This window comes from Pseudomonas sp. GM33 (genome assembly GCF_000282295.1).
In the GTDB taxonomy this organism is placed as follows: Bacteria; Pseudomonadota; Gammaproteobacteria; order Pseudomonadales; family Pseudomonadaceae; genus Aquipseudomonas; species Aquipseudomonas laurylsulfatiphila.
Genome location: NZ_AKJO01000090.1, coordinates 71042 through 93169, shown reverse-complemented (window position 1 = coordinate 93169; position 22128 = coordinate 71042). Strand labels below are relative to the sequence as shown.

23 protein-coding genes are annotated in these 22128 nt (G+C 58.8%); 1 reads left to right on the top strand and 22 read right to left on the bottom strand.

Annotated elements, in window-relative coordinates; all coding sequences use genetic code 11:
- The 7 genes from PMI26_RS13155 to flhA form a co-directional block, all read right to left on the bottom strand.
- On the bottom strand, window positions 1-400 hold a 400-nt coding region (locus PMI26_RS13155), incomplete at its 3' end, for an Hpt domain-containing protein (protein WP_007975365.1).
- A gap of 46 nt (window positions 401-446) precedes the next feature.
- Entirely contained in the window at window positions 447-1235 is a 789-nt protein-coding gene (locus tag PMI26_RS13160; protein WP_007975364.1) for a protein phosphatase CheZ, read from the bottom strand.
- Window positions 1236-1256: 21 nt separating this feature from the next.
- The gene (locus tag PMI26_RS13165; RefSeq protein WP_007975363.1) at window positions 1257-1628 is read right to left on the bottom strand and encodes a chemotaxis response regulator CheY; all 372 of its coding nucleotides are present in this window, start codon (window positions 1626-1628) and stop codon (window positions 1257-1259) included.
- 167 nt (window positions 1629-1795) lie between these two features.
- Window positions 1796-2536, bottom strand: coding sequence for an RNA polymerase sigma factor FliA (gene fliA, locus PMI26_RS13170; RefSeq protein WP_007975362.1), 741 nt, complete (start codon window positions 2534-2536; stop codon window positions 1796-1798).
- On the bottom strand, window positions 2533-3363 hold the full coding sequence (fleN, locus tag PMI26_RS13175; protein WP_007975361.1) for a flagellar synthesis regulator FleN: 831 nt from the start codon (window positions 3361-3363) through the stop codon (window positions 2533-2535). The genes fliA and fleN overlap by 4 nt, the downstream gene beginning before the upstream one ends.
- Before the next feature lie 117 nt (window positions 3364-3480).
- Entirely contained in the window at window positions 3481-4809 is a 1329-nt protein-coding gene (flhF, locus tag PMI26_RS13180) for a flagellar biosynthesis protein FlhF (protein WP_007975359.1), read from the bottom strand.
- 11 nt (window positions 4810-4820) lie between these two features.
- Window positions 4821-6950, bottom strand: a complete 2130-nt coding sequence (flhA, locus tag PMI26_RS13185) for a flagellar biosynthesis protein FlhA (RefSeq protein ID WP_007975358.1) — start codon at window positions 6948-6950, stop codon at window positions 4821-4823.
- A 364-nt stretch (window positions 6951-7314) separates the two neighbouring features.
- Between flhA and PMI26_RS13190 the strand changes: the two genes are divergently transcribed.
- The gene (locus tag PMI26_RS13190) at window positions 7315-9876 is read left to right on the top strand and encodes a putative mucin/carbohydrate-binding domain-containing protein (protein WP_007975357.1); all 2562 of its coding nucleotides are present in this window, start codon (window positions 7315-7317) and stop codon (window positions 9874-9876) included.
- A 30-nt stretch (window positions 9877-9906) separates the two neighbouring features.
- Here the strand turns inward: PMI26_RS13190 and flhB are convergent, their stop codons facing one another.
- The 15 genes from flhB to fliH all read right to left on the bottom strand — a co-directional run bounded on the left by flhB (window position 9907) and on the right by fliH (window position 22124).
- The gene (gene flhB, locus PMI26_RS13195) at window positions 9907-11046 is read right to left on the bottom strand and encodes a flagellar biosynthesis protein FlhB (protein WP_007975356.1); all 1140 of its coding nucleotides are present in this window, start codon (window positions 11044-11046) and stop codon (window positions 9907-9909) included.
- Window positions 11047-11049: 3 nt separating this feature from the next.
- A complete protein-coding gene (gene fliR / locus PMI26_RS13200) occupies window positions 11050-11835 on the bottom strand; it encodes a flagellar biosynthetic protein FliR (RefSeq protein ID WP_007975355.1) in 786 nt (261 codons plus the stop codon).
- A 3-nt stretch (window positions 11836-11838) separates the two neighbouring features.
- Window positions 11839-12108 (bottom strand): flagellar biosynthesis protein FliQ, encoded by a 270-nt coding sequence (fliQ, locus tag PMI26_RS13205; protein WP_007975354.1) that lies wholly within the window; start codon window positions 12106-12108, stop codon window positions 11839-11841.
- On the bottom strand, window positions 12105-12863 hold the full coding sequence (fliP, locus tag PMI26_RS13210; protein WP_007975353.1) for a flagellar type III secretion system pore protein FliP: 759 nt from the start codon (window positions 12861-12863) through the stop codon (window positions 12105-12107). The genes fliQ and fliP overlap by 4 nt, the downstream gene beginning before the upstream one ends.
- Window positions 12863-13276 carry a flagellar biosynthetic protein FliO gene (gene fliO, locus PMI26_RS13215; RefSeq protein ID WP_443200846.1) on the bottom strand — a complete coding sequence of 138 codons (414 nt, stop codon included), beginning with the start codon at window positions 13274-13276 and terminating at the stop codon, window positions 12863-12865. Before fliO ends, fliP begins: the two co-directional genes overlap by 1 nt.
- Before the next feature lie 42 nt (window positions 13277-13318).
- Window positions 13319-13765 carry a flagellar motor switch protein FliN gene (gene fliN / locus PMI26_RS13220; RefSeq protein ID WP_007975349.1) on the bottom strand — a complete coding sequence of 149 codons (447 nt, stop codon included), beginning with the start codon at window positions 13763-13765 and terminating at the stop codon, window positions 13319-13321.
- Between the two features lie 66 nt (window positions 13766-13831).
- Window positions 13832-14800 carry a flagellar motor switch protein FliM gene (gene fliM, locus PMI26_RS13225; protein ID WP_007975348.1) on the bottom strand — a complete coding sequence of 323 codons (969 nt, stop codon included), beginning with the start codon at window positions 14798-14800 and terminating at the stop codon, window positions 13832-13834.
- Window positions 14801-14809: 9 nt separating this feature from the next.
- A complete protein-coding gene (fliL, locus tag PMI26_RS13230; protein ID WP_007975347.1) occupies window positions 14810-15313 on the bottom strand; it encodes a flagellar basal body-associated protein FliL in 504 nt (167 codons plus the stop codon).
- Window positions 15314-15544: 231 nt separating this feature from the next.
- A complete protein-coding gene (locus PMI26_RS13235; protein WP_007975345.1) occupies window positions 15545-16888 on the bottom strand; it encodes a flagellar hook-length control protein FliK in 1344 nt (447 codons plus the stop codon).
- A gap of 100 nt (window positions 16889-16988) precedes the next feature.
- Complete coding sequence (locus PMI26_RS13240) at window positions 16989-17288, bottom strand: Hpt domain-containing protein (protein ID WP_050549214.1); 300 nt, start codon at window positions 17286-17288, stop codon at window positions 16989-16991.
- 84 nt (window positions 17289-17372) lie between these two features.
- The gene (locus tag PMI26_RS13245; protein ID WP_007975343.1) at window positions 17373-19079 is read right to left on the bottom strand and encodes an ATP-binding SpoIIE family protein phosphatase; all 1707 of its coding nucleotides are present in this window, start codon (window positions 19077-19079) and stop codon (window positions 17373-17375) included.
- A gap of 5 nt (window positions 19080-19084) precedes the next feature.
- Window positions 19085-19384 carry an STAS domain-containing protein gene (locus tag PMI26_RS13250; RefSeq protein ID WP_007975342.1) on the bottom strand — a complete coding sequence of 100 codons (300 nt, stop codon included), beginning with the start codon at window positions 19382-19384 and terminating at the stop codon, window positions 19085-19087.
- A 138-nt stretch (window positions 19385-19522) separates the two neighbouring features.
- Window positions 19523-19972, bottom strand: coding sequence for a flagellar export protein FliJ (gene fliJ / locus PMI26_RS13255; protein WP_007975341.1), 450 nt, complete (start codon window positions 19970-19972; stop codon window positions 19523-19525).
- Window positions 19973-19978: 6 nt separating this feature from the next.
- On the bottom strand, window positions 19979-21337 hold the full coding sequence (fliI, locus tag PMI26_RS13260; protein ID WP_007975340.1) for a flagellar protein export ATPase FliI: 1359 nt from the start codon (window positions 21335-21337) through the stop codon (window positions 19979-19981).
- A complete protein-coding gene (gene fliH / locus PMI26_RS13265) occupies window positions 21327-22124 on the bottom strand; it encodes a flagellar assembly protein FliH (RefSeq protein WP_007975339.1) in 798 nt (265 codons plus the stop codon). Before fliH ends, fliI begins: the two co-directional genes overlap by 11 nt.
- Window positions 22125-22128 lie beyond the last annotated feature (4 nt).

Here is a 22128-nt window from a genome sequence, read left to right as displayed (position 1 = left end):
CCCCAGCCGATTGCGGCTCGGCCAGACGGGCCAGCGCCGCCAGCAGCTCAGGTGTCGCAGCCGTGACCGGGCTGCGCTCGCGGACTTCGCTGAACATGCTGTTCACCGCGTCCAGCGCTTCGAGAACCACGTCCATCAGTTCCGAATCGACGCGACGCTCACCCTTGCGCAGGATGTCGAACACGTTCTCGGCGATGTGGCAGCACTCCACCAGCTCGTTGAGCTGGAGGAAGCCGGCGCCCCCTTTTACAGTGTGAAAACCGCGAAAAATTGCATTGAGCAAATCCGCATCATCCGGACGGCTTTCCAGCTCGACCAGTTGTTCGGACAGTTGCTCTAGAATCTCGCCGGCCTCAACCAGGAAATCCTGAAGGATCTCTTCATCGGCGCCGAAGCTCATCAGGGGGGTGCTCCTAAAGGTCTAAAAACCCAAAAAACCTGAAACTCTAAAATCCCAGGCTGGATAGCAAATCGTCCACATCGTCCTGACCGGACATAACGTCTTCTCTTTTATCGGCATGAATCTGCGGACCTTCACCCTGAGAGAGATGTTTTTGTGGATCTTTTTCAGCAAGCATCGCTTCACGGTCATGTTCGATGCCCGCAAAGCGGTCCACCTGACTGGCCATCAGCACGAGCTTGAGCAGGTTGCTTTCAACTTCGGTGACCAATTGGGTCACACGCTTGATCACTTGCCCCGTGAGGTCCTGGTAATCCTGGGCGAGCAGGATGTCGTTCAGGTTCCCCGACACCGCGCGATTGTCCGTGCCGCTGCGCACCAGGAAACCGTCGACCCGCCGGGCCAGTTCACGAAACTCTTCAGCGCCGACTTCACGACGCATGAAGCGCCCCCAGTCCGTGCTCAAGGCCTGAGCTTCATCCGCCAGGCTGTTGACCAGCGGCGTGGCATTCTCCACCAGATCCATGGTGCGGTTGGCCGCGGCCTCGGTCAGCTTGACCACATAGCCCAGACGTTCAGTGGCGTCGGTGATCTGCGACACTTCTTCGGCTTGCGGCATGTGCGGGTCAATCTGGAAATTGACGATCGCGCTATGCAGTTCGCGAGTGAGCTTTCCCACTTCCTGATACAGGCCGCGGTCACGGGTCTGGTTGAGCTCATGGATCAATTGCACCGCGTCGCCGAACTTGCCTTTTTCAAGGCTCGCGACCAATTCGACGGCGTGTTTTTTCAGGGTCGACTCAAAATCGCCCAATGAAGTTTCGTTATTGCCCATAGCTCCCCCGTGGCGCAGTCATCAACCGATGCGTTCGAAAATCTTCTCGATTTTTTCTTTCAACGCCTGAGCCGTGAAGGGTTTGACCACATAGCCGTTAACGCCGGCCTGGGCCGCTTCGATGATCTGCTCACGCTTGGCTTCAGCGGTCACCATCAGCACCGGCAGGTGCTTGAGCCTTTCATCGGCACGCACGTGGCGCAGCAGATCGATACCGGTCATGCCCGGCATGTTCCAGTCCGTTACCAGAAAGTCGATGCTTCCGCTGTTGAGCACCGGAATGGCGGTAGTGCCATCGTCGGCCTCGACGGTGTTGGTGAACCCAAGGTCTCGCAGCAGGTTCTTGATGATCCGCCGCATCGTTGAGAAGTCATCAACGATGAGGATTTTCATGTTCTTGTCCAATTCGACCTCCAAGCAGTCTTAAACGCGCCCAGCACCTGGGCGCGCCATTTCAATCAATCCGGCAAAGCACTCAATGACTGTCTGGAGCACAACAGATCGGGACCGGCGCAGTTCAACACCACACCCGCCTCTTTCGCAGTGTCCCCACACTGCCTTCAGCGCGCTCGCCACTCCCCCAAACGCCCCCGCAAGCGGGCCGCGCACTGGCTGTGTAACTGGCTGACCCGAGATTCGCTGACCCCCAGGACCTCACCGATTTCCTTGAGGTTCAACTCTTCGTCGTAGTACAGCGCCAACACCAGTCGCTCACGCTCCGGCAAATTGGCAATCGCATCCGCCAGCGCAGCCTGGAAGCGTTCATCTTCCAGATCGCGTGACGGCTCGGTATGAGCACTCGCGCCATCCTCGTGCAGCCCTTCGTGTTCGCCGTCCTGCAACAGATCGTCGAAACTGAATAACCGGCTGCCCAGGGTGTCGTTCAAAATTCCGTAGTAATCGTCGAGACTCAATTGGAGTTCGGCCGCAACTTCGTGATCTTTAGCGTCACGGCCGGTTTTCGCTTCAATCGAGCGAATGGCGTCGCTGACCATGCGCGTATTGCGGTGAACCGAACGTGGCGCCCAGTCCCCCTTGCGCACTTCATCGAGCATGGCGCCGCGGATTCGAATGCCCGCGTACGTCTCGAAACTCGCGCCTTTGCTGGCGTCATATTTGGTCGATACCTCAAGCAGGCCGATCATCCCGGCCTGGATCAGGTCTTCGACCTGGACACTGGCCGGCAAACGCGCCAGCAAGTGGTAAGCAATGCGTTTAACCAGCGGCGCGTAACGCTCGATCAGCTCGTACTGCGCATCACGAGCCGATTTTTTGTAGAGGTTGTAACCGCTGGCTGTCATAGCACAGGTCCTGCTGTTTGCTGCACGAGACGCTCGACGAAAAACTCCAGGTGCCCGCGCGGGTTGGCAGGCAGCGGCCAGGTATCGACCTTCTGCGCGATGGCCTTGAACGCCAGCGAGCATTTGGAACGCGGGAAGGCCTCGTAGACGGCACGCTGCTTCTGCACAGCCTTGCGCACGCTTTCGTCGTAGGGCACCGCGCCGACGTATTGTAGGGCGACGTCGAGGAAGCGATCCGTGACCTTGGTCAACTTGGCGAACAGGTTGCGCCCTTCCTGCGGGCTCTGGGCCATGTTGGCCAGCACGCGGAAGCGGTTCATGCCGTAGTCGCGATTGAGCAACTTGATCAAGGCGTAGGCATCGGTGATCGAAGTCGGCTCGTCGCACACCACCAGCAGCACTTCCTGGGCTGCGCGAACGAAGCTGACGACCGACTCACCAATGCCCGCAGCGGTGTCGATCACCAAGACGTCGAGGTTGTCGCCGATATCACTGAAGGCCTGGATCAGGCCTGCGTGTTGCGCAGGGCTCAGATGCACCATGCTCTGTGTGCCGGAGGCGGCCGGAACGATACGGATGCCGCCTGGCCCCTGCAGCAGTACATCGCGCAGTTCGCAGCGGCCTTCGATCACGTCGGCCAGGGTACGTTTGGGTGTCAGGCCCAGCAGAACGTCGACGTTCGCCAGTCCCAGGTCGGCGTCCAGCAACATGACGCGCCGGCCAAGCTCAGCCAAAGCCAGGGACAAGTTCACTGACACGTTAGTTTTCCCGACGCCACCTTTGCCGCCGGTCACCGCGATCACCTGTACAGGATGCATGCTGCCCATGTTATTTCTTTACCTTGTCTTGCATAGACGGAGGCCACATTACTGGCTGCGCGTTCACAAACGGAACAATGCATGGCAGACCATCGATGTAGGTACAAAAACTATTCATTGAATACCTCAGCCAACCTGCTTGGTCGGACTGTGGTAGATGTCAGCGAACATGTCAGCCATGGCTTCTTCGCTGGGTTCTTCCTGCATTTGCACGCTGACGGCGCGACTGACCAACTGATGACGGCGCGGCAGATGGAGATCATCCGGAATCCGCGGGCCATCGGTCAGGTACGCCACTGGCAGCTCATGACTGATGGCCAGGCTCAACACCTCGCCCAGGCTTGCCGTTTCATCCAGTTTAGTCAGGATGCAGCCGGCAAGCCCGCAACGCTTGTAACTGTGATAAGCGGCGGTTAGAACCTGTTTCTGGCTGGTGGTTGCCAGCACGAGATAATTTTTTGAGCGGATGCCACGACCGGCCAGGCTTTCGAGCTGCATGCGCAGGGCCGGGTCGCTGGCCTGCAGGCCGGCGGTATCGATCAGCACCACGCGCTTGCGCAGCAATGGATCCAGCGCCTGCACCAGGGACTGGCCCGGATCGACGTGGGTCACCGGCACATTGAGAATGCGCCCCAGGGTCTTGAGTTGCTCCTGGGCACCGATGCGGAAGCTGTCCATGCTCACCAGCGCAATGTTCTGCGCGCCGTACTTGAGCACGTAACGGGCAGCCAGCTTGGCCAGGGTCGTGGTCTTGCCCATGCCGGCAGGGCCGACCATGGCGATGACGCCGCCCTCTTCCAGCGGCTCGACTTCCGGAGTAACGATCATGCGTGCCAGGTGCGCCAGCAACATGCGCCAGGCCTGACGAGGCTCTTCGATTTCGGTAATCCGTGCCAGCAGGTCGCGCGACAGCGGGCCAGACAGGCCAATGCGTTGCAGGCGACGCCAGAGGTTGGCCTGGTCCGGACGGCTGCCTTGCAGCTGGTTCCAGGCCAGGGACCCGAGTTGTACTTCCATGAGTTCGCGCAGGCTGTTGAGCTCCGAGCGCATCGAGTCGAACGCGCGCGGGTCCACGCCACCGGCCGCAGGCGCAGCCGCCGGTGCGGGAGGACGGGGCTCGGTGTACGTCGGCTCGATCAACGGCTCGGCGGCAGTCAACGGCAGGCCGGCGAACAACTGACGGTTGGAGCTCTTGTCGCTCTCGCCCTCGCTGCGCAGGCTCAATTCGGCCTGGGCGGTGACGATCCGCGACTGAGTCTTGCGCAGTTCGTCTTCGAGCTCCATGTTCGGAACACGCGGCGCCAGCGCCGACAACTTGTAATCCAGCGCAGCCGTCAGCTCGACGCCCCCGGCAATCCGGCGGTTGCCGATAATGGCAGCATCAGCGCCCAGCTCGTCGCGAACCAGCTTCATGGCCTGACGCATATCGGCGGCGAAAAAACGCTTAACTTGCATAAACCACTACCTCAGCCGTTGGGCCCTACTGTCGCAACGATGGTCACTTGCTTGTTGTCAGGGATTTCCTGATAAGCCAACACGTGCAAACCCGGGACTGCGAGCCGGCCGAATCGCGAAAGCATCGCGCGAACCGGACCGGCCACCAGCAGAATCACCGGCTGACCTTGCATCTCCTGGCGCTGCGCCGCGTCGATCAGCGAGCGTTGCAGTTTCTCAGCCATGCTTGGCTCCAGCAGAACGCCCTCTTCCGAGCCTTGTCCTGCCTTTTGCAGACTATTGAGCAATATCTGTTCCAACCTTGGCTCCAGCGTGATAACTGGCAGCTCCGACTCAGTACCTACAATGCTTTGCACGATTGCACGGGATACACCAACCCGCACGGCAGCCACCAGCGCGGCGGTATCTTGACTCTTGGCGGCATTGTTGGCGATGGCCTCGGCAATGCTGCGGATATCGCGAACGGGCACTTGCTCGGCCAACAGCGCTTGCAGCACCTTGAGCAGCTGCGACAGCGAAACCACGCCCGGCACCAACTCTTCCGCCAGTTTCGGCGAGCTTTTGGCCAGCAATTGCATGAGTTGCTGCACTTCTTCGTGACCGATCAGTTCACTGGAATGCTTGTAGAGTATCTGGTTCAAGTGGGTGGCCACCACTGTACTGGCATCGACCACCGTATAACCGAGGGACTGCGCCTGGGCACGCTGGCTGATTTCGATCCAGACCGCCTCCAGACCGAAAGCCGGATCTTTGGCGGTAATGCCGTTGAGCGTGCCGTAGACCTGCCCCGGGTTGATCGCCAGTTCGCGATCCGGGTAAATCTCCGCCTCCGCCAGGATCACCCCCATCAGGGTCAGGCGATAGGCACTCGGCGCCAGGTCGAGGTTGTCGCGGATATGCACGGTCGGCATCAGGAAGCCCAGATCCTGGGACAGCTTCTTGCGCACCCCCTTGATCCGCGCCAGCAACTGGCCGCCCTGGTTGCGGTCCACCAGCGGAATCAGGCGATAACCCACTTCCAGGCCGATCATGTCGATGGGCGTCACATCATCCCAGCCAAGCTCCTTGGTTTCCTGGGCGCGGGCCGGCGACGGCAGCAGCTCCTGCTGGCGCTTGACCTCTTGCAGGGCCTGCACCTTGGCAACGTTCTGCTTTCTCCAGAACAGGTACGCCCCCCCGGCCGCCAGTGCAGCCATGGTCAGGAAGGAAAAATGCGGCATGCCAGGCACCAGACCCATCACCGCCATCAGGCCGGCCGAAACGGCCAAGGCTTTAGGCGAGGCGAACATCTGGCGATTGATTTGCTTGCCCATGTCTTCCGAACCGGAAGCACGGGTCACCATGATCGCGGCCGCTGTCGATAACAACAGTGATGGCAATTGCGCCACCAAACCGTCACCGATGGTCAGCAGTGCGTAAACCTTGCCGGCATCGGCAAACGTCATATTGTGCTGGAAGATACCGACCGCCATGCCGCCGATCAGGTTGATGAACAGGATCAACAGGCCGGCGATGGCGTCACCACGGACGAATTTGCTGGCACCGTCCATGGAACCGTAGAACTCGGCTTCCTGCGCGACTTCCGAGCGACGGGCCTTGGCCTGGGCCTGATCGATCAGGCCGGCGTTGAGGTCAGCGTCGATCGCCATTTGCTTGCCGGGCATCGCATCGAGGGTGAAACGCGCGCTCACCTCGGAAATCCGCCCGGCACCCTTGGTCACCACGACGAAGTTGATGATCATCAGGATCGCGAAGACCACGATACCGACCACGTAGTTACCGCCGATCACCACCTCGCCAAACGCCTGGATTACCTTGCCGGCAGCCGCGTGACCGTCCTGGCCGTGGAGCATCACCACCCGCGTGGAGGCCACGTTCAATGCCAGGCGCAACAGCGTCGCCACCAGCAGAATCGTCGGGAACACCGCGAAGTCCAGCGGGCGCAAGGCGTAGACGCACACCAGCAGCACGACGATGGACAGGGCAATGTTGAAGGTGAAGAACACGTCGAGCAGGAACGGCGGCACCGGCAACATCATCATCGCCAGCATGACCAGCAGCAACAGCGGCACGCCCAGATTGCCCCGACTGAGGTCGGCAATGTTGCTGCGGGCACTGTTGATTAACTGAGAGCGATCCACCGGTTTTCCCCGTTCCTTTAAAGCAAACTTTTGACGCCTGAAGCAGGCGCAGGGCGGCTACTGCAAGAAGCTTTCCAACTTTTGCGGAAGCTCATAAAAGCGGGTGAAGCGCGCGTAATCCCACCGCCATCGGCGACAGGGCAAAGCTGCTGCCAATTTCGCAAAAACCTGCCAGAAGCACGGAAGTCATTTCGACATGACTTGGAAATGAGCGTGCCCCCATATCTCCACACCAAATAAAACCTGCAAAAAACCGACAAAAACAATATATAAAACTGTCATTTTTTACAGGTTTATACAACTAAATACAGGCATACCATCCAGCACACAATTACGCCCTTAGCCAGTAGAGTGAGATAAAAAGATGGACGCCCCCAGGATAAAACAGACATTCACAATTTATACACTGGAAAAACCGAACTGGATTATCAATACGGGCATGAGCAAAGGCATTTTTCATGACAAGCAGGCGTTAGGCGTCATATTACAGCCGGACACCTCCATTCGACTGAGACACCTGGATCCGTCATTTGAACAAAACCTACAAATAGAACTTCTGAATTTCGACGCAAAAAATGAGCAATACAGCCCCATCTCCTACAACCAATCAGAACTGAACATTACCCACGAATGCGTTCCCTTTATTAGCACGCCCTACACCGCCACACCGTCAAGCATTGATATCGAAATAGAATATAGCGCCCTGCCATCAATACTACCGACTTTTAATCACAGCACGGACGCCAATGAATTCTTCAAACAATGGAACGAACAACAATCAGCTTTCGCATTAATAACAACGCAGTACACAGACATATTATTTCCAGCAATTGACAAACCAAGACTAGAGCTCTTCCATCAAAACTCCGGACTGCAAAGCATGGAAACGGAGTACCAGGAGGTTTTTGAATATTACAATTGCCTGACCGGTCTTTCCTTTTCACCTGATTCCCCTACCGACAAGAACCCTCCCAATCGATACTTCATGAAAGCCAATTCATCAGGAGTAGGTTTCGCCACTTATAGCCACAACTACACCTCAGCATCTTTCCCCTCATCTGGCTTGTGGATAGGGGTTAACGCACACGACTTAATAGTATTGCATGAAATCGGACATGGCTATCAGGGAAACATTATCAACCACGGCTCAATACAAAGGCTCGGAGAGGTCTGGAACGATATTTACTCCCACTACTTCCAGGAAAAACATTTTGGTGAGGACATATTTAAATTTGGCTTCATGTACAATAGAGACCCAGTTAAATTTTTTAATGACATCGAAGAATTATTCGAAAGCAAGCAACCAGTTAACTCCTGGTATATGGACTACCACAGACTATTCTACTTGACATTAATTATCGACAAGGCAGAAAAATCCGCCTTCATTGACCTTAACAGGAATTATAGAAGACTCAGCAGCGAGCCTGAATTTCTTCCAGAGAACCACCCCCTTCAGGATCTAATTGCCAGCAGCTGTGCAAAAGTAGCAAACATCGACATATCCCCGTTGCTGGAACTCGGACAAACCCCCTTATCCAAAAAGCATGACACCATCAATCACTACCTTAACGGAGCGCCCGCATACCCACTTTACAAACTCGTCAAAAAAGAACAGCTTGATGACATACTAAAAACACTAAAGCTAAACAGCCGCCTTGCATTAGTCGATGCCATCACACTAAAAACAACTGCTCTGACCGGTTCCATAGAACTGGTATTAGAAGAAAATTTATTCAATCAAATATCCCACCAGGAAATACTACTCAGAGATGGAACCAATCTCTCCATTGTAGTACCTGTCACGACCCCCACTATTACTCTCGAACACCTGCCCATCGGGGTATATACACTACAAGCACCATCCTCCATCGACTGCAAGTTAAGCATCACCACTACTCACATAGAAGTAAAATCAGACACCAAAAACACTATCAGGCTTTCCCACCAACACAGGGCAGGAACGGCACTCGCAACTCAGACCATAGAATTAAACGGGTTTTCTGGAACATTCGCCTCAATTGAAGTCGACAACGAATACAACCACGCCTTTATCAACATCAACTCAAACGAGCCACACTCATTACTCCCAGGCAAAATTTTCACAACCATCAGCATAATGGATAGAAATCAAAACATTGTATTCCACAAAGAATTAATGGGCGATAACAAAACCCCATCAACTAATAAAATCCTGTTCGGCCCCGCCTATACCCTTGAAATTTTTCACGAAGAACCCGACAGAAACAAAATATCCCCAGAAACCCCATCAGTTATAGACAAAGACAACAAACTGAGCATCTTCGAACTAACCAGACAAGGTTTAAAAAACAAAAACCTTGACACTCCCGTAGAGGACAACCTTGAAATTCGAATTGAAGAAATGGCGACAAAACTAAGAGAAGCACCACACCTTTTTCTTCACAAACATCATTCAGGCAGAGATAACATCTCCCTCGCCATAGACTCTTTTAACCCTATAAAAAAAGCACAACTCGAAGACAAATACAAAGATCTTTACCTATCACATCAAAACACAAATCCGAGAGTAGTTACGGGCAACAAATTTATCTGGCACCAATATGGCTTGACGGATTTAGCGGCAATAGAAATCGAGTTCAACCTGGAACTCGAAATCATTACAATAAAATCTGGAACCGTTATCCCGCATAGTTACTTCACAAGTATTTACCTGGCTATCTGGATCCACAACGAAAACAACAATACATTATTGTGCCAGGAGCTCCGTGGTGACATTCCAACACAGCCATTTTCACAATCATTACCATTTAAACAAGGCAGTAAAATTTCAGTCCTTCACCTGGAACCCACACGCGCTCCAATAACCAACCTGGAAACAGGAGAGCAGTATCAAGTCATGCAAAGGCATTGCGTACGCGCGCTGGGACAAAATCGATTGCAGATCTAGAAGGCCAATGACCTGGATAGCAATTTTCTCTCAGGAGTCGCGGCGCAAATCCGGCGGAATCGGCAGGTCATCCTTGAGCGGATCAGGCCGCTTGCCCTTGCCCGCCCGGTACTGTCGAATCTGATAGACGTAGGCCAGTACCTGCGCAACCGCCAGATAGAGCCCGCCGGGGATTTCCTGCTCCAGCTCGGTGGAGTAGTAAATCGAGCGCGCCAGCGCCGGCGACTCCAGCAGCAGGATCTCGTTGGCCGCGGCGATCTCACGGATCTTCAGGGCCAGGAAGTCACTGCCCTTGGCCAGCAGCACCGGCGCATTACCCTTTTCCGGATCGTACTTGAGGGCCACAGCGTAGTGGGTCGGGTTGGTGATGACCACATCCGCCTCGGGGATCGCGGCCATCATTCGCCGCTGGGACATTTCGCGCTGCAGCTGTCGAATCCGCTGCTTGACCTCCGGCCGCCCTTCCTGGTCCTTGTGCTCGTCGCGCACTTCCTGCTTGGTCATCTTCAGTTTCTTGATGCTTTCCCACAGCTGTATCGGCACATCCACGGCGGCGATAATGGCCAGCCCGCAGGCCATCCACAGCGTGCTCCAGCCAACCACTTGCAGGCTGTGGGTGATCGCCCGGTCCAGTGGCTCATGGGCGATGCGTAACAGGTCGTCGATATCCGCCGACAACACCACAAGGGCCACGAACAGGACGATGAAGAACTTCGCCAGCGCCTTGAGCAGTTCAGCCACAGCCTTGCCCGAGAACATGCGCTTGAGGCCGGCACCAGGGTTCATACGGCTGAACTTCGGCGCCATGGTGCCGGCGGAAAACAGCCAGCCGCCGAGGGAGATCGGCCCGATCAACGCCGCCAGGAGCAAGGTGATCATCACCGGCTGAATCGCCAGCAAGGCAATCTTCCCCGAGTGCAGCAGATAGGTTCCCATCGCACGCTGATCCAGCACCACGTCGCGCGACAGGGAAAAGTTCAGGCGCATCAGGTCCATCATCTCCTGGGCAAGCGCCCCGCCGAAGACCAGCAGCGCACCGGCACCGGCGAGCATGATCGCCAGGGTGTTGAGTTCCTTGGAGCGGGCAATCTCACCCTTTTCACGGGCGTCCTTTTTCTTTTTCTCCGTGGGGTCTTCTGTTTTGTCCTGACCGCTTTCGCTCTCAGCCATGACTCAGCGCGCCTTTGCCAGTTCGCGTAAAAACTGCAGGGCCTCCGTGGCCAGCGGTTGATACTGATTAACGATGTCCGCCAGCCCGACCCAGACGATAAACAGCCCGAGCACCAGGGTCAGCGGGAAGCCGATGGAGAAGATGTTCAACTGCGGCGCGGCGCGGGTCATCACGCCAAACGCGATGTTCACCACCAGCAGCGCGGTGATCGCCGGCAGCACCAGCAACAGCGCAGCGCCGAGCACCCAGCCGAGTTTGCCGGCCAGCTCCCAGAAATGATTGACCATCAAGCCGCTGCCGACGGGCAGCGTAGTGAAGCTTTCGGTGAGCACCTCGAACACCACCAGATGGCCGTTCATGGCCAGGAACATCAGTGTCACCAGCATGGTGAAGAACTGCCCGATCACCGCCACCGACACACCGTTGGCAGGGTCGACCATCGAGGCAAAGCCCATGCCCATCTGGATCGCGACAATCTGCCCCGCCACCACGAAAGCCTGGAAAAACAGCTGCAGGGAGAAGCCCAGTATCGCGCCGACCAGGATCTGCTCGACAATCAGCAGCAGCCCGCTCAAATCCAGCGCGCTCACTGGCGGCATGGGTGGCAGGTTCGGTGCGATGACCACGGTGATGGCAAGGGCGAAATACAGTCGGATGCGCTTGGGTACCAGGGAGGTGCCGAACACCGGCATGACCATCAGCAAGGCACCGATGCGGAACAGCGGCAACATGAACGTCGCTACCCAAGTGCTGATCTGGGTATCCGTCAACTGCAGCAGCGATGACATGGCTTAGCCGATGACCTGCGGAATACTGCCGTACAACTGCTGGATGTATTCCATGAAGGTCTGCACCAGCCACGGCCCGGCGACGATCAGCGTCACCAGCATCACCAACAGACGCGGCAGGAAACTGAGGGTCTGCTCGTTGATCTGGGTGGCCGCCTGGAACATGGCCACCAACAGCCCCACCAGCAAACTTGGAATCACCAGCACGGCCACCATCAAAGTGGTCAGCCACAGCGCTTCACGAAAGATGTCGACCGCAACTTCCGGCGTCATGGCGAGACACCGCCGAAGCTGCTGGCCAGGGTGCCGATGATCAATGCCCAGCCATCCACCAGCACGAACAACATGATCTTGAACGGCAGGGAAATAATCAGCGGCGAGAGCATCATCATACCCATGGCCATCAGCACACTGGCCACGACCAGGTCGATGATCAGGAACGGAATGAAGATCATGAAGCCGATCTGGAACGCCGTTTTCAGTTCGGAAGTCACGAAGGCCGGCACCAGGATGGTCAGCGGCGCCTGATCCGGTGTCGCGATGTCAGTGCGCTTGGACAGGCGCATGAACAGCTCCAGGTCGCTGGTGCGGGTCTGGGCGAGCATGAAATCCTTGATCGGCACCTGCGCCTTGGCGACCGCATCCTGGGCCGTCAGTTTTTCCGCCAGATACGGCTGCAAGGCGTCCTGGTTCACCCGATCGAACACCGGCGCCATGATGAACAGGGTCAGGAACAGCGCCATGCCGGTGAGGATCTGGTTCGACGGCGTCTGCTGCAGGCCCAGGGCCTGGCGCAGGATCGAGAAGACAATGATGATCCGGGTGAAGCTGGTCATTAGCATGACAAACGCCGGGATAAAACTCAGCGCGGTCATGATCAGCAGGATTTGCAGGCTGACCGAGTATTCCTGCGCCCCCTGCGCATTGGTGCCCAGGGTGATGGCCGGGATCGACAGCGGATCGGCGGAGAATGCCAGCGGCGCAGCCAGCATCAAGGCCAGCGTCAAGACGATGCGTAGCGCACCCATTACTTCTTATCCTTCTGATCTTTACCCAGCATCTCCAGCAGGCGCTGCGCAAACTCCGGCGTCGGCTTCTCGGTGCTCGGCACCTGCACCGGCTCCTTGAGGACGTGCAGCGCTGTGATGCTGCCAGGGCTCAGGCCGAGCAGAATCTGCTCATTGCCGACCTGCACCAGCATCAGGCGGTCGCGAGGCCCCAGCGCGCGGGAGCCGACAATCTCGATCACCTGCCCCTTGCCGGCCGGCCCGGCCTGCTGGACCCGACGCAGCAACCAGGCGAGGAGGAAGATCAGCCCGAGCACCAGCAGCAGGCCGAACACCAGTTGCGTCAGCTGGCCAGCCACCCCGCTGCTCGCCGCCGGCGCGGCAGCCGTGGTCGCCGTTGCAACCGGTTCGGCCGCCAGCACGCTGATAGGCATGGCCAGCGCGCCCGCCAGCACAGCTCCGAGAAACTTTTTCACTCAGCGCAGCTTCTTGATGCGTTCGCTTGGGCTGATCACGTCCGTCAGGCGGATGCCGAACTTCTCGTTGACCACCACCACTTCGCCGTGGGCGATGAGCGTGCCGTTGACCAGCACGTCCAGCGGCTCGCCAGCCAGGCGATCAAGCTCGATCACCGACCCCTGGTTCAGTTGCAGCAGGTTGCGGATGTTGATTTCGGTGCTGCCCACTTCCATGGAAATCGACACCGGGATATCGAGGATCACGTCCAGGTTCGGGCCTTCGAGGCTGACCGGATCGTTGTTTTTCGGCACGCTGCCGAACTCTTCCATTGGCAGACGGTTGGACGCGGAATTGCCGGAATCGGCGGCAAGCAATGCGTCGATGTCGGCCTGCCCGGCATCACCGGTTTCTTCCAGGGCCGCGGCCCACTCATCGGCCAGGGCCTGGTCGTCTTGCGTGTTCATGATGTCAGTGTCCTCGGCGAGCAAAAGTTCAGAATTCGGTTAGTCGCGAATGGGTAGGAGCGCCGGTCAACGGCGCTCGATCGGCTCGATCACTTGCAACGCCAGGTTGCCCTTGTGCGAGCCCATCTTGACCTTGAAGGCCGGTACGCCGTTGGCGCGCATGATCATTTCTTCCGGCATGTCGACCGGGATCACATCCCCCGGCTGCATGTGCAGGATGTCGCGCAGGCGTAACTGACGACGGGCCACCGTCGCACCGATCGGCACGTCGACGTCCAGCACGTCCTGGCGCAGGGCGTTGACCCAGCGCTCGTCCTGGTCGTCGAGGTCCGACTGGAAGCCGGCGTCGAGCATCTCGCGCACCGGCTCGATCATCGAGTACGGCATGGTCACGTGCAGGTCGCCGCCACCGCCATCGAGTTCGATGTGGAAGGTCGACACCACAATGGCTTCGCTCGGGCCGACGATGTTGGCCATGGCCGGGTTCACTTCGGAGTTGATGTACTCGAAGTTGACTTCCATGATCGCCTGCCAGGCTTCCTTCAGATCGACGAACGCCTGCTCCAGCACCATGCGCACCACACGCAGTTCGGTCGGGGTGAATTCACGCCCTTCGATCTTGGCGTGCCGGCCATCGCCACCGAAGAAGTTGTCCACCAGCTTGAACACCAGCTTGGCGTCGAGGATGAACAGCGCGGTGCCACGCAGAGGTTTGATCTTGACCAGGTTGAGGCTGGTCGGCACGTACAGCGAGTGCACGTATTCGCCGAACTTCATCACCTGCACGCCACCCACCGCTACGTCCGCCGAACGACGCAGCATGTTGAACATGCTGATGCGGGTATAACGAGCGAAACGCTCGTTGATCATTTCCAGGGTCGGCATGCGTCCACGGACGATGCGATCCTGACTGGTCAGGTCGTAGCTTTTGACGGCGCCGGGTTCGCCAGCGTTTTCGGTCTGTACCAGACCATCGTCGACGCCATGCAGCAGCGCGTCGATCTCATCCTGGGACAGCAGGTCCTGCACGGCCATGTCGTGTTCCTACTGCAGTACGAAATTAGTGAAAAGCAACTGTTCGATCACCACTTTGCCAAGCTCTTTCTGCGCCACTTCCTGGACGCTGGCGGTGGCCTTCTGCCGCAGCATTTCCTGACCGACCGGCGACGCGAGGGTCGCAAAGTCCTGCCCGGAGAACAGCATGACCAGGTTATTGCGGATCACCGGCATGTGGACCTTGAGCGCCTCCAGATCCGCCTGATTGCGCGCGAGCATGGTGATGCTCACCTGCATGTAGCGCTGGCGGCCGTTCTGGTTGAAGTTGGCCACGAAAGCCGGCGCCATCGACTCGAAAACAGCCGGCTGTTTGCCGACGGGAGCGGTTTGCGCTACGTCGGCGGCAGGCTTGCTCTGAGCGCTGTGCATGAAATACCAGGTCGCGCCCACGGACACACCGATCGCCAGCAGCAGGGCCACCACGACCAGGATGATCAACTTGAGTTTGCCTTTGGTTGCGGGGTCTTTTACTGCTGCGTCGCTCTTCGCCATGCCAATAATCCGTCACTATTCGGGGTTTCACAGTCGCACGGCAAGGGAAGAGCAAGTGTTATGCCAGAAGTGTCGGGAGAGATGGGCGGACCGGCTTCGGTCGGAAGATCACCACAAAGCCACTGTGGGAGCGAGCTTGCTCGCGATGGCGGCGTGACAGTCGATGAAAACTTGACTGCCAGGCCCTCATCGCGAGCAAGCTCGCTCCCACAGGGTTAGGTGTTGTGTTCGTCAGGCGTAGTAATCGACCGCGCTGGAGCCGATCACGCTGGTGGTATTGGCAGCCACTTCAGCGACGCCCGGCGTCAGGTCATCATCCATTGAATCGATACGGCCGCCGCTGGCGCTGGCCCGCCCGGCCTGGCTTTGCCGGGCTTGGTCCTGCCCTTGTTGTGAACCACGGGACTGGTCCGAAACGTTGACATCGACCTGCCCCATGCCCTGCTGCGCAAACATGTCGCGCAAGCGATGGACCTGGCTGTCCAGCGCCTCACGGACGCCCGGATGCGCACTCATGAACGTGACCTGGGTCTGCTGATCGGGAACCATGTTCACCCGAATGTCCAGACGCCCCAGTTCCGCGGGTTGCAACTGGATGTCCGCGGCCTTGAGGTTGGCGCTGGACAGGTACATGACCCGGTTCACCACCTCTTCGGTCCAGCCGCTCTGGTGTATGGCGATTGGCTGGTTCACCGGCAAGGCATTGGCGGTCTTCGGTGTGGCCGCCTGGGTCAGCGCGGCCAGACGGTTGGCGAAATCGTCGACACGGGTGTCGCTGCCAGCAGACTTGAGATCCTTCAGACCGTCATCGATCAACCCACTGAAAGCCTTGTCGTCACCGTTGCCGGTACTGTCCTTGTCGGCCTGAACCTCCAGCATGGTCGCCATGCCGGCGGCAAAGTTTTGCGCCGACGTCTGCTCGCCATCAGTTTGTGTCGGTGCCGCCTTTGGCTGCGCCTGACTGGAAGCCGACACGTGACCGCTCTGCTCCATCGCCAGGCGTAACGCCGGCAGGGCGTCGAGTGGATCGGCCTCGGGATCGAAATCGCCGTCAGCGCTGGTCGGCGCCGAAACGCTCGTAGCCGCGATCGCCGCAGCAACCGGTGCTTCAACCGTTGGCTGCACCGCATCGGCTACCGCGGGCGTTGCTGGCGCTGACACCACTGGCGGCATGGCTTGCTGCAATGCAGGATCCAGCGACGGATCGACCGGCGCGGCATCGACGACCTGAGCCGGGTCGGCCTCTGATGCATCATCGCCGGCGGCCTTGTCGTCAGCCTGCACCGACTTGTCGGCAGGCAAGGATTTGCCGCCATCGGCAACCACCGGCTCCGCGGCGGCAGACTTGTCGTCGCCAGCGCCTTTCTTTGCGCTGACACCGGCGACCTTGTCACGATCAGGGATCGGAGCATCCGCCAACGCGTTGGACTTGTTTTGGGCCTGATTGGCGTAGACATGGGCGAAGCTTGCAGCCTTGTCCCCGGGCTCTGCGGCCACTGCCGGGGAATTGGCGGAGGCAGCCTGAGTCTTGGCCTGCCTGGAGGCCTGAAGCAGAATATTGGGGGTAACGGGCATGAAACGGTCTCCGCTGCACAGGGCTCGTAAGTACAGTTGGGTTAGATAACTGCAAAGGTCGAGCCAGTTTCACTCGATAGAGACCAAAAGCAGCGCTTGCTCAGATTTTCGCCGGGCAACGCTGTCGCTCAGCTTCGTACAGAGGGCGGATACCGGCGAACTCACGGTCGATTTTGCCGACCAGTTCCAGAACAGCCGCACATGGCAAACTGGCGGCCTGCTGCTCAAGCTGGCGGCAGAGCTCGGTCAGCCTGAGGGCGCCCATATTACTGCTGCTACCCTTGAAGCTATGGGCGGTTTCAACCAGTAGTGCGGCACTGTCAGCCGCTCTCAAGGCTTTCAGGCGCTCTTCAGAGTCCGCAAGAAAGATATCCAGCAGCTCCGGATAACCCTCTTCCATCACTTCGCGCAATGCACTCAGTACGTTGCGATCCACATGTGTGTCGTCGTCCACTTGCTCACTCCTTGATCAAGAATGCGCGGATTATGCCAGAGCCTCCCAGATAAACTCCACGCGTGCACTTCGACCATTGTCGGTCCAGCGGGCGTTCCGCCCCAATTGGCGGATCAAACTGATCCCGCGTCCCGACAGGCGGATGGCGTCCAATGGCCTTTCCATCACCCGCTCGACATCGAACCCCTCGCCGCTGTCTTCGACCTGAATCGTCAGGCAACCGCCATCGTCTGTCGGTGCCACCTGCAAATGTACCCGCACGTAGCCTTCCTGCAGCCCGCCGAGCCGGGCATTGCGCTCTTGATAATATCGCGCAAAACCCGAGGCATTGCGCTTGAGGCTCGAATCCAGCCCCAGCACGCCGTGCTCCAGCGCGTTGGAATAGAGCTCCGCCAATACACTGTAGAGCGCACCGCTCTGAGCCCGCAGACCATGAACCTCAAGCAGCAACTGCAGCAGATAGGGCAAGGGATTGAATCGCTTGAGCGTGGCGGCGCGGAACTCGAAGCTTACCGACCAGTCCAGCGGGCACGACTGGCCGCTGTCGGAGTAAACCAACGTCGGCGGCGTGATCTGTTCCGGCTCCAGCAGGCTGATTTCGACCATGCTGACATCGTCGCGCGCCTCACCACCGAAATCGCGCAGCGCCTGCTCGATCTCTTCGAACAGCGCATCCGGCTGACGATTGGCGGCGAACACCTGCTGCAATCGCTGCACGCCAAACAACTGTTCATTGGCGCCGCAGGTGTCGATCACCCCATCGGACAAGAGAAACACCCGATCCCCGAGCGCCATGGGAAACACTTCGGTGCGCTCATCGAAGGATTCCGGGCTCAGCACCCCCAAAGGCAAGTGCCGAGCCGGCAGAGGCGTACGCTCGCCACTGGCAATGCGATGCAGGTAACCGTCGGGCATTCCACCGTTCCAGACCTCCACCGAACGACGCTGAAAACTCAGGCACAGCATCGTGGCGCAGCAGAACATGTCCACCGGCAGGATGCGCTTTAGCTTGGCATTCATTTCGCGCAGGGTTTCCGCCAGGCCATAGCCCTTGGCGGTCATCCCGTAAAAGACTTCGGCCAGGGGCATGGCGCCCACAGCCGCCGGCAGACCGTGGCCGGTGAAGTCACCCAACATTACGTGCATGTCGCCGGCCGGGGTGAACGCGGCCAGCAACAGGTCGCCATTGAACAGCGCATAGGGCGATTGCAGATAACGGATATTCGGCGCGGCGTTCAGGCAGCCGGCGTGCGCCACCTTGTCGAAAACCGCCTTGGCCACGCGCTGCTCGTTGAGCAGGTAGTCGTGGTGCCTGGCGATCTGGTCACGCTGCTGCAGAACAGTGTCCTGCAAGCGCCGCAAGCGATCCATCGCCTTGATCTTGGCCGCGAGAATCACCTGGTTATAAGGCTTCGCCAGAAAGTCGTCGCCGCCGACCTCCAGACAACGGGCCAGCGCCTCGCTTTCGGACAAGGACGTGAGGAAGATGATCGGCACCAGGGTTTCCCCGGCCAGGGCCTTGATCTGCCGGGCCGCCTCGAAGCCGTCCATGACCGGCATCATCGCATCCATCAACACCAGGTGCGGCTGTTGCTCGCGAAACGCGTCGACCGCTTCGGCGCCGTTGGCCGCCGTCAGCACTTGGTGCCCCTGGCGGCGCAGGATGCTCGCCAACAGCAGGCGATCGGCGGCGCTGTCCTCGGCAATCAGGATCGTCAGCGGCTCCAGTGGCTGCATGGCAATCAACTGATGTCGAACAGTTTGTCGAAGTTGGAGATGGCGAGGATTTTGCGCACGTCGGTACTGCTGTTGACCACGCGGATGTCGGAATCATCGCCACCGGCGTGATCGCGCAGCAAAAGCAGCATGCCCAAGGCCGAGCTGTCGAGGTAAGTGGCGTCTTTCAGGTCGACCACAACCGCCGATAGCTGTTTATCTTCGTAGGACTGACGAAATTCCTGATGCTTGGCGAAATCGAAACGACCCTTGACCGATATCGTCAGCTTTTGCCCATCGGGTGAGACTTCTGTAACAACTGGCATGTCATGGCTTCCTTGTCATTTGTAAACCTGCTTGTACAAGGTTTAGCAGTTGGTAGAGGTTGGGGCAAGGCTGGAAGCGGCGCGAATCCTGTGGGAGCGTGGCTTGCCCGCGATGAACGATAACGCGGTCCACCCGATTCAATGCTGATCCTGCCGTGGCAAGCGCTGGGACAGTTCATCGAGCAATTTCTGTTCGCGCCGGTCTTCGAGCGCCCGCGCCTCATCGGCATAGCGCTGAACCAGCTTGCGCAGGCCTTCGACCCGGGCAAATGCCTGCTGCCAGGTTTCCCGGGCCTTGTTCAGGTTGTTTTGATGCCAGGCCAGGCTTTGCCGCTGCTGGTCGATGGCCGTGCCCAGTTGCGCCAGGAAGCCCTGATAACCCAGCAACCATTGGCCCGAGACGCCGCCGCTGCCGCGTACGATCCATTGTTCCTGATAGTCGAGACGGAAGGCTTCGAGGTCGGCGAGCTTGCTTTGCGCCAGGCGCACCTGCCCTTGAAAGTGCCCCAGGCGCTGGACCGCGGTTTTCTCGGCCTTTTCGGCCATTTCCACCACCGGCGCCAGCCTGCCTGCCCGACTCTGGGCCATGACCGCTTACCCGCCCGCCGCGGGCGCGAAGATCGAGGCCAGATACGCTTCGCTTTCACCCAGGCTGATGCTGTCGTTGAGGCCCTGACGCAGGTATTTGACCAATTGCGGTTGCAGGGAAATCGCCAGGTCGGTCTCGCGATCGCCACCGGCGACATAGGCGCCGACGCTGATCAGGTCACGACTCTGCTGATAACGCGACCACAATTGCTTGAAGTATTGCGCACGGGTCATGTGCTCCGGCGACACCACCGCCGGCATGACCCGGCTGATGGACGCTTCGATATCGATGGCCGGGTAATGTCCTTCCTCGGCCAGGCGCCGGGAGAGCACGATGTGTCCGTCGAGTACACCCCGTGCCGAGTCGGCAATCGGGTCCTGCTGGTCGTCGCCTTCGGACAGCACGGTGTAGAACGCGGTGATCGAACCGCCGCCCTTCTCTGCGTTGCCGGCCCGCTCCACCAGTTTCGGCAGTTTGGCGAACACCGAGGGCGGATAGCCCTTGGTCGCCGGTGGCTCGCCGATGGCCAGGGCGATTTCCCGCTGGGCCTGGGCAAAACGGGTCAGGGAATCCATCAGCAACAGGACGTTCTTGCCCTTGTCGCGGAAATATTCGGCGATGCGCGTGCAATACATGGCGGCGCGCAGTCGCATCAGCGGCGCATCGTCCGCCGGGGACGCCACCACCACTGAACGCTTGAGTCCTTCTTCACCGAGGATGTGCTCGATGAATTCCTTGACCTCACGGCCCCGCTCACCGATCAGGCCGACGACGATAATGTCGGCCTCGGTAAAGCGCGTCATCATCCCCAGCAACACCGATTTACCGACACCGGTACCGGCAAACAGGCCGAGCCGCTGGCCGCGGCCGACCGTCAACATGCCGTTGATGCAACGGATGCCTACGTCAAGCGGCTCGCTGATCGGCTCGCGCTTGAGCGGGTTGATGGTCGGGCCGTCCATCGGCACCCAGTCTTCGGCCTTCATCCCGCCCTTGCCGTCCAGTGCGCGACCGGCACCGTCGAGCACCCTTCCAAGCATGCTCATGCCCATGGGCAGGCGACCGGTATCGGCCAGGGGCACCACTCGGGCACCGGGTGCGATGCCGGCGACACTGCCGACCGGCATCAGAAAGACTTTGCTGCCAGAGAAGCCCATGACCTCGGCTTCCACCTGCACCGGGTGATAGCTGTCGTCATTGATGACCATGCAGCGGCTGCCCATGGCGGCACGCAGGCCTTCGGCTTCGAGGGTCAGGCCGACCATGCGCAGCAGGCGGCCTTCGAGGATCGGTGCGCCCTCCAGTCCCGTGGCCTCGGCGTAGCTGCCCAGGCGCTTGGCGAAGCTGGTACGTTCAAGGCGCATCGGGGACATCCGGAGCCGGAGCGACCGCAGGCTTGCTGCCGACCGGCAGTTCCAGACTCAGGTCAGGCGCAGCCGGGTGCAAGGCCTGCTCGTGCAACTGATCGAACAGCTTGTCCATCACCCGCGCGACGCGGGTTTCCACCGTGGCGTCGATGCGACTGTGTTCTGTCTCGACCCGGCAACCGCCCGGCAACAACGACTCGTCTTCGACGATGCGCCAGGTTTCTTCATGGCGTTCGCGCAGGGCTTTGACCTGTTCGAAATCCTGCGGGTTGATGTACAGCCGCACATTGCCCACGCCCAGCGGCAAGAGCTTCAGCGCCTCGCGCATGACGTGTTCGATCTGCGTCGAGTCGATGGCCAGTTCGCGCTGGATCACCTGTCGGGTGATGTGCTGCACGAGGTCGACCAGGGACTTTTCGATCTGAGTGTCCTGTTCGGCGATGGGCTGGAACAGATGGGACATCAATTGCTCCAGCGCCGCGATCTTGGCAGTCAGGGCCACTTCGGCTTCCTGACGGACCTTGAGTGTGGTGCTGTGGAAACCTTCTTTCTCACCCACCGCGAAACCTTCGTTGTAGGCTTCCTGGCGAATGCTTTCGAGCTCTTCGAGGGTCAGTGGCTGGACTTCCTCCAGCGGCACTTCCTCCATTTCAGGCGGCTCGGGCTCAGGCTCCGGCTCGGGCTCGGGTGCAGGCGGGTCGAAACTGGGCAACGCCCAGGTATCGAAGCCACTGACATCCCTGGCCCGGATCAGGTCAGTGGGGGCATCATCATTCTTGACCATGGTG

Coding starts and splice junctions, on each gene's coding strand:
- PMI26_RS13235 (WP_007975345.1), bottom strand. CDS start 16,888: ATGCCCGTTACCCCCAATATTCTGCTTCAGGCCTCCAGGCAGGCCAAG.
- PMI26_RS13160 (WP_007975364.1), bottom strand. CDS start 1,235: ATGGGCAATAACGAAACTTCATTGGGCGATTTTGAGTCGACCCTGAAA.
- fliP (WP_007975353.1), bottom strand. CDS start 12,863: ATGGGTGCGCTACGCATCGTCTTGACGCTGGCCTTGATGCTGGCTGCG.
- PMI26_RS13240 (WP_050549214.1), bottom strand. CDS start 17,288: ATGGAAGAGGGTTATCCGGAGCTGCTGGATATCTTTCTTGCGGACTCT.
- fliO (WP_443200846.1), bottom strand. CDS start 13,276: ATGCCTATCAGCGTGCTGGCGGCCGAACCGGTTGCAACGGCGACCACG.
- fliM (WP_007975348.1), bottom strand. CDS start 14,800: ATGGCCGTGCAGGACCTGCTGTCCCAGGATGAGATCGACGCGCTGCTG.
- fliR (WP_007975355.1), bottom strand. CDS start 11,835: ATGTCATCGCTGCTGCAGTTGACGGATACCCAGATCAGCACTTGGGTA.
- PMI26_RS13190 (WP_007975357.1), top strand. CDS start 7,315: ATGGACGCCCCCAGGATAAAACAGACATTCACAATTTATACACTGGAA.
- flhF (WP_007975359.1), bottom strand. CDS start 4,809: ATGCAAGTTAAGCGTTTTTTCGCCGCCGATATGCGTCAGGCCATGAAG.
- fliQ (WP_007975354.1), bottom strand. CDS start 12,108: ATGACGCCGGAAGTTGCGGTCGACATCTTTCGTGAAGCGCTGTGGCTG.
- fleN (WP_007975361.1), bottom strand. CDS start 3,363: ATGGGCAGCATGCATCCTGTACAGGTGATCGCGGTGACCGGCGGCAAA.
- PMI26_RS13165 (WP_007975363.1), bottom strand. CDS start 1,628: ATGAAAATCCTCATCGTTGATGACTTCTCAACGATGCGGCGGATCATC.
- PMI26_RS13245 (WP_007975343.1), bottom strand. CDS start 19,079: ATGCAGCCACTGGAGCCGCTGACGATCCTGATTGCCGAGGACAGCGCC.
- fliN (WP_007975349.1), bottom strand. CDS start 13,765: ATGAACACGCAAGACGACCAGGCCCTGGCCGATGAGTGGGCCGCGGCC.
- fliI (WP_007975340.1), bottom strand. CDS start 21,337: ATGCGCCTTGAACGTACCAGCTTCGCCAAGCGCCTGGGCAGCTACGCC.
- fliA (WP_007975362.1), bottom strand. CDS start 2,536: ATGACAGCCAGCGGTTACAACCTCTACAAAAAATCGGCTCGTGATGCG.
- PMI26_RS13250 (WP_007975342.1), bottom strand. CDS start 19,384: ATGCCAGTTGTTACAGAAGTCTCACCCGATGGGCAAAAGCTGACGATA.
- fliJ (WP_007975341.1), bottom strand. CDS start 19,972: ATGGCCCAGAGTCGGGCAGGCAGGCTGGCGCCGGTGGTGGAAATGGCC.
- flhB (WP_007975356.1), bottom strand. CDS start 11,046: ATGGCTGAGAGCGAAAGCGGTCAGGACAAAACAGAAGACCCCACGGAG.
- fliH (WP_007975339.1), bottom strand. CDS start 22,124: ATGGTCAAGAATGATGATGCCCCCACTGACCTGATCCGGGCCAGGGAT.
- fliL (WP_007975347.1), bottom strand. CDS start 15,313: ATGGCGAAGAGCGACGCAGCAGTAAAAGACCCCGCAACCAAAGGCAAA.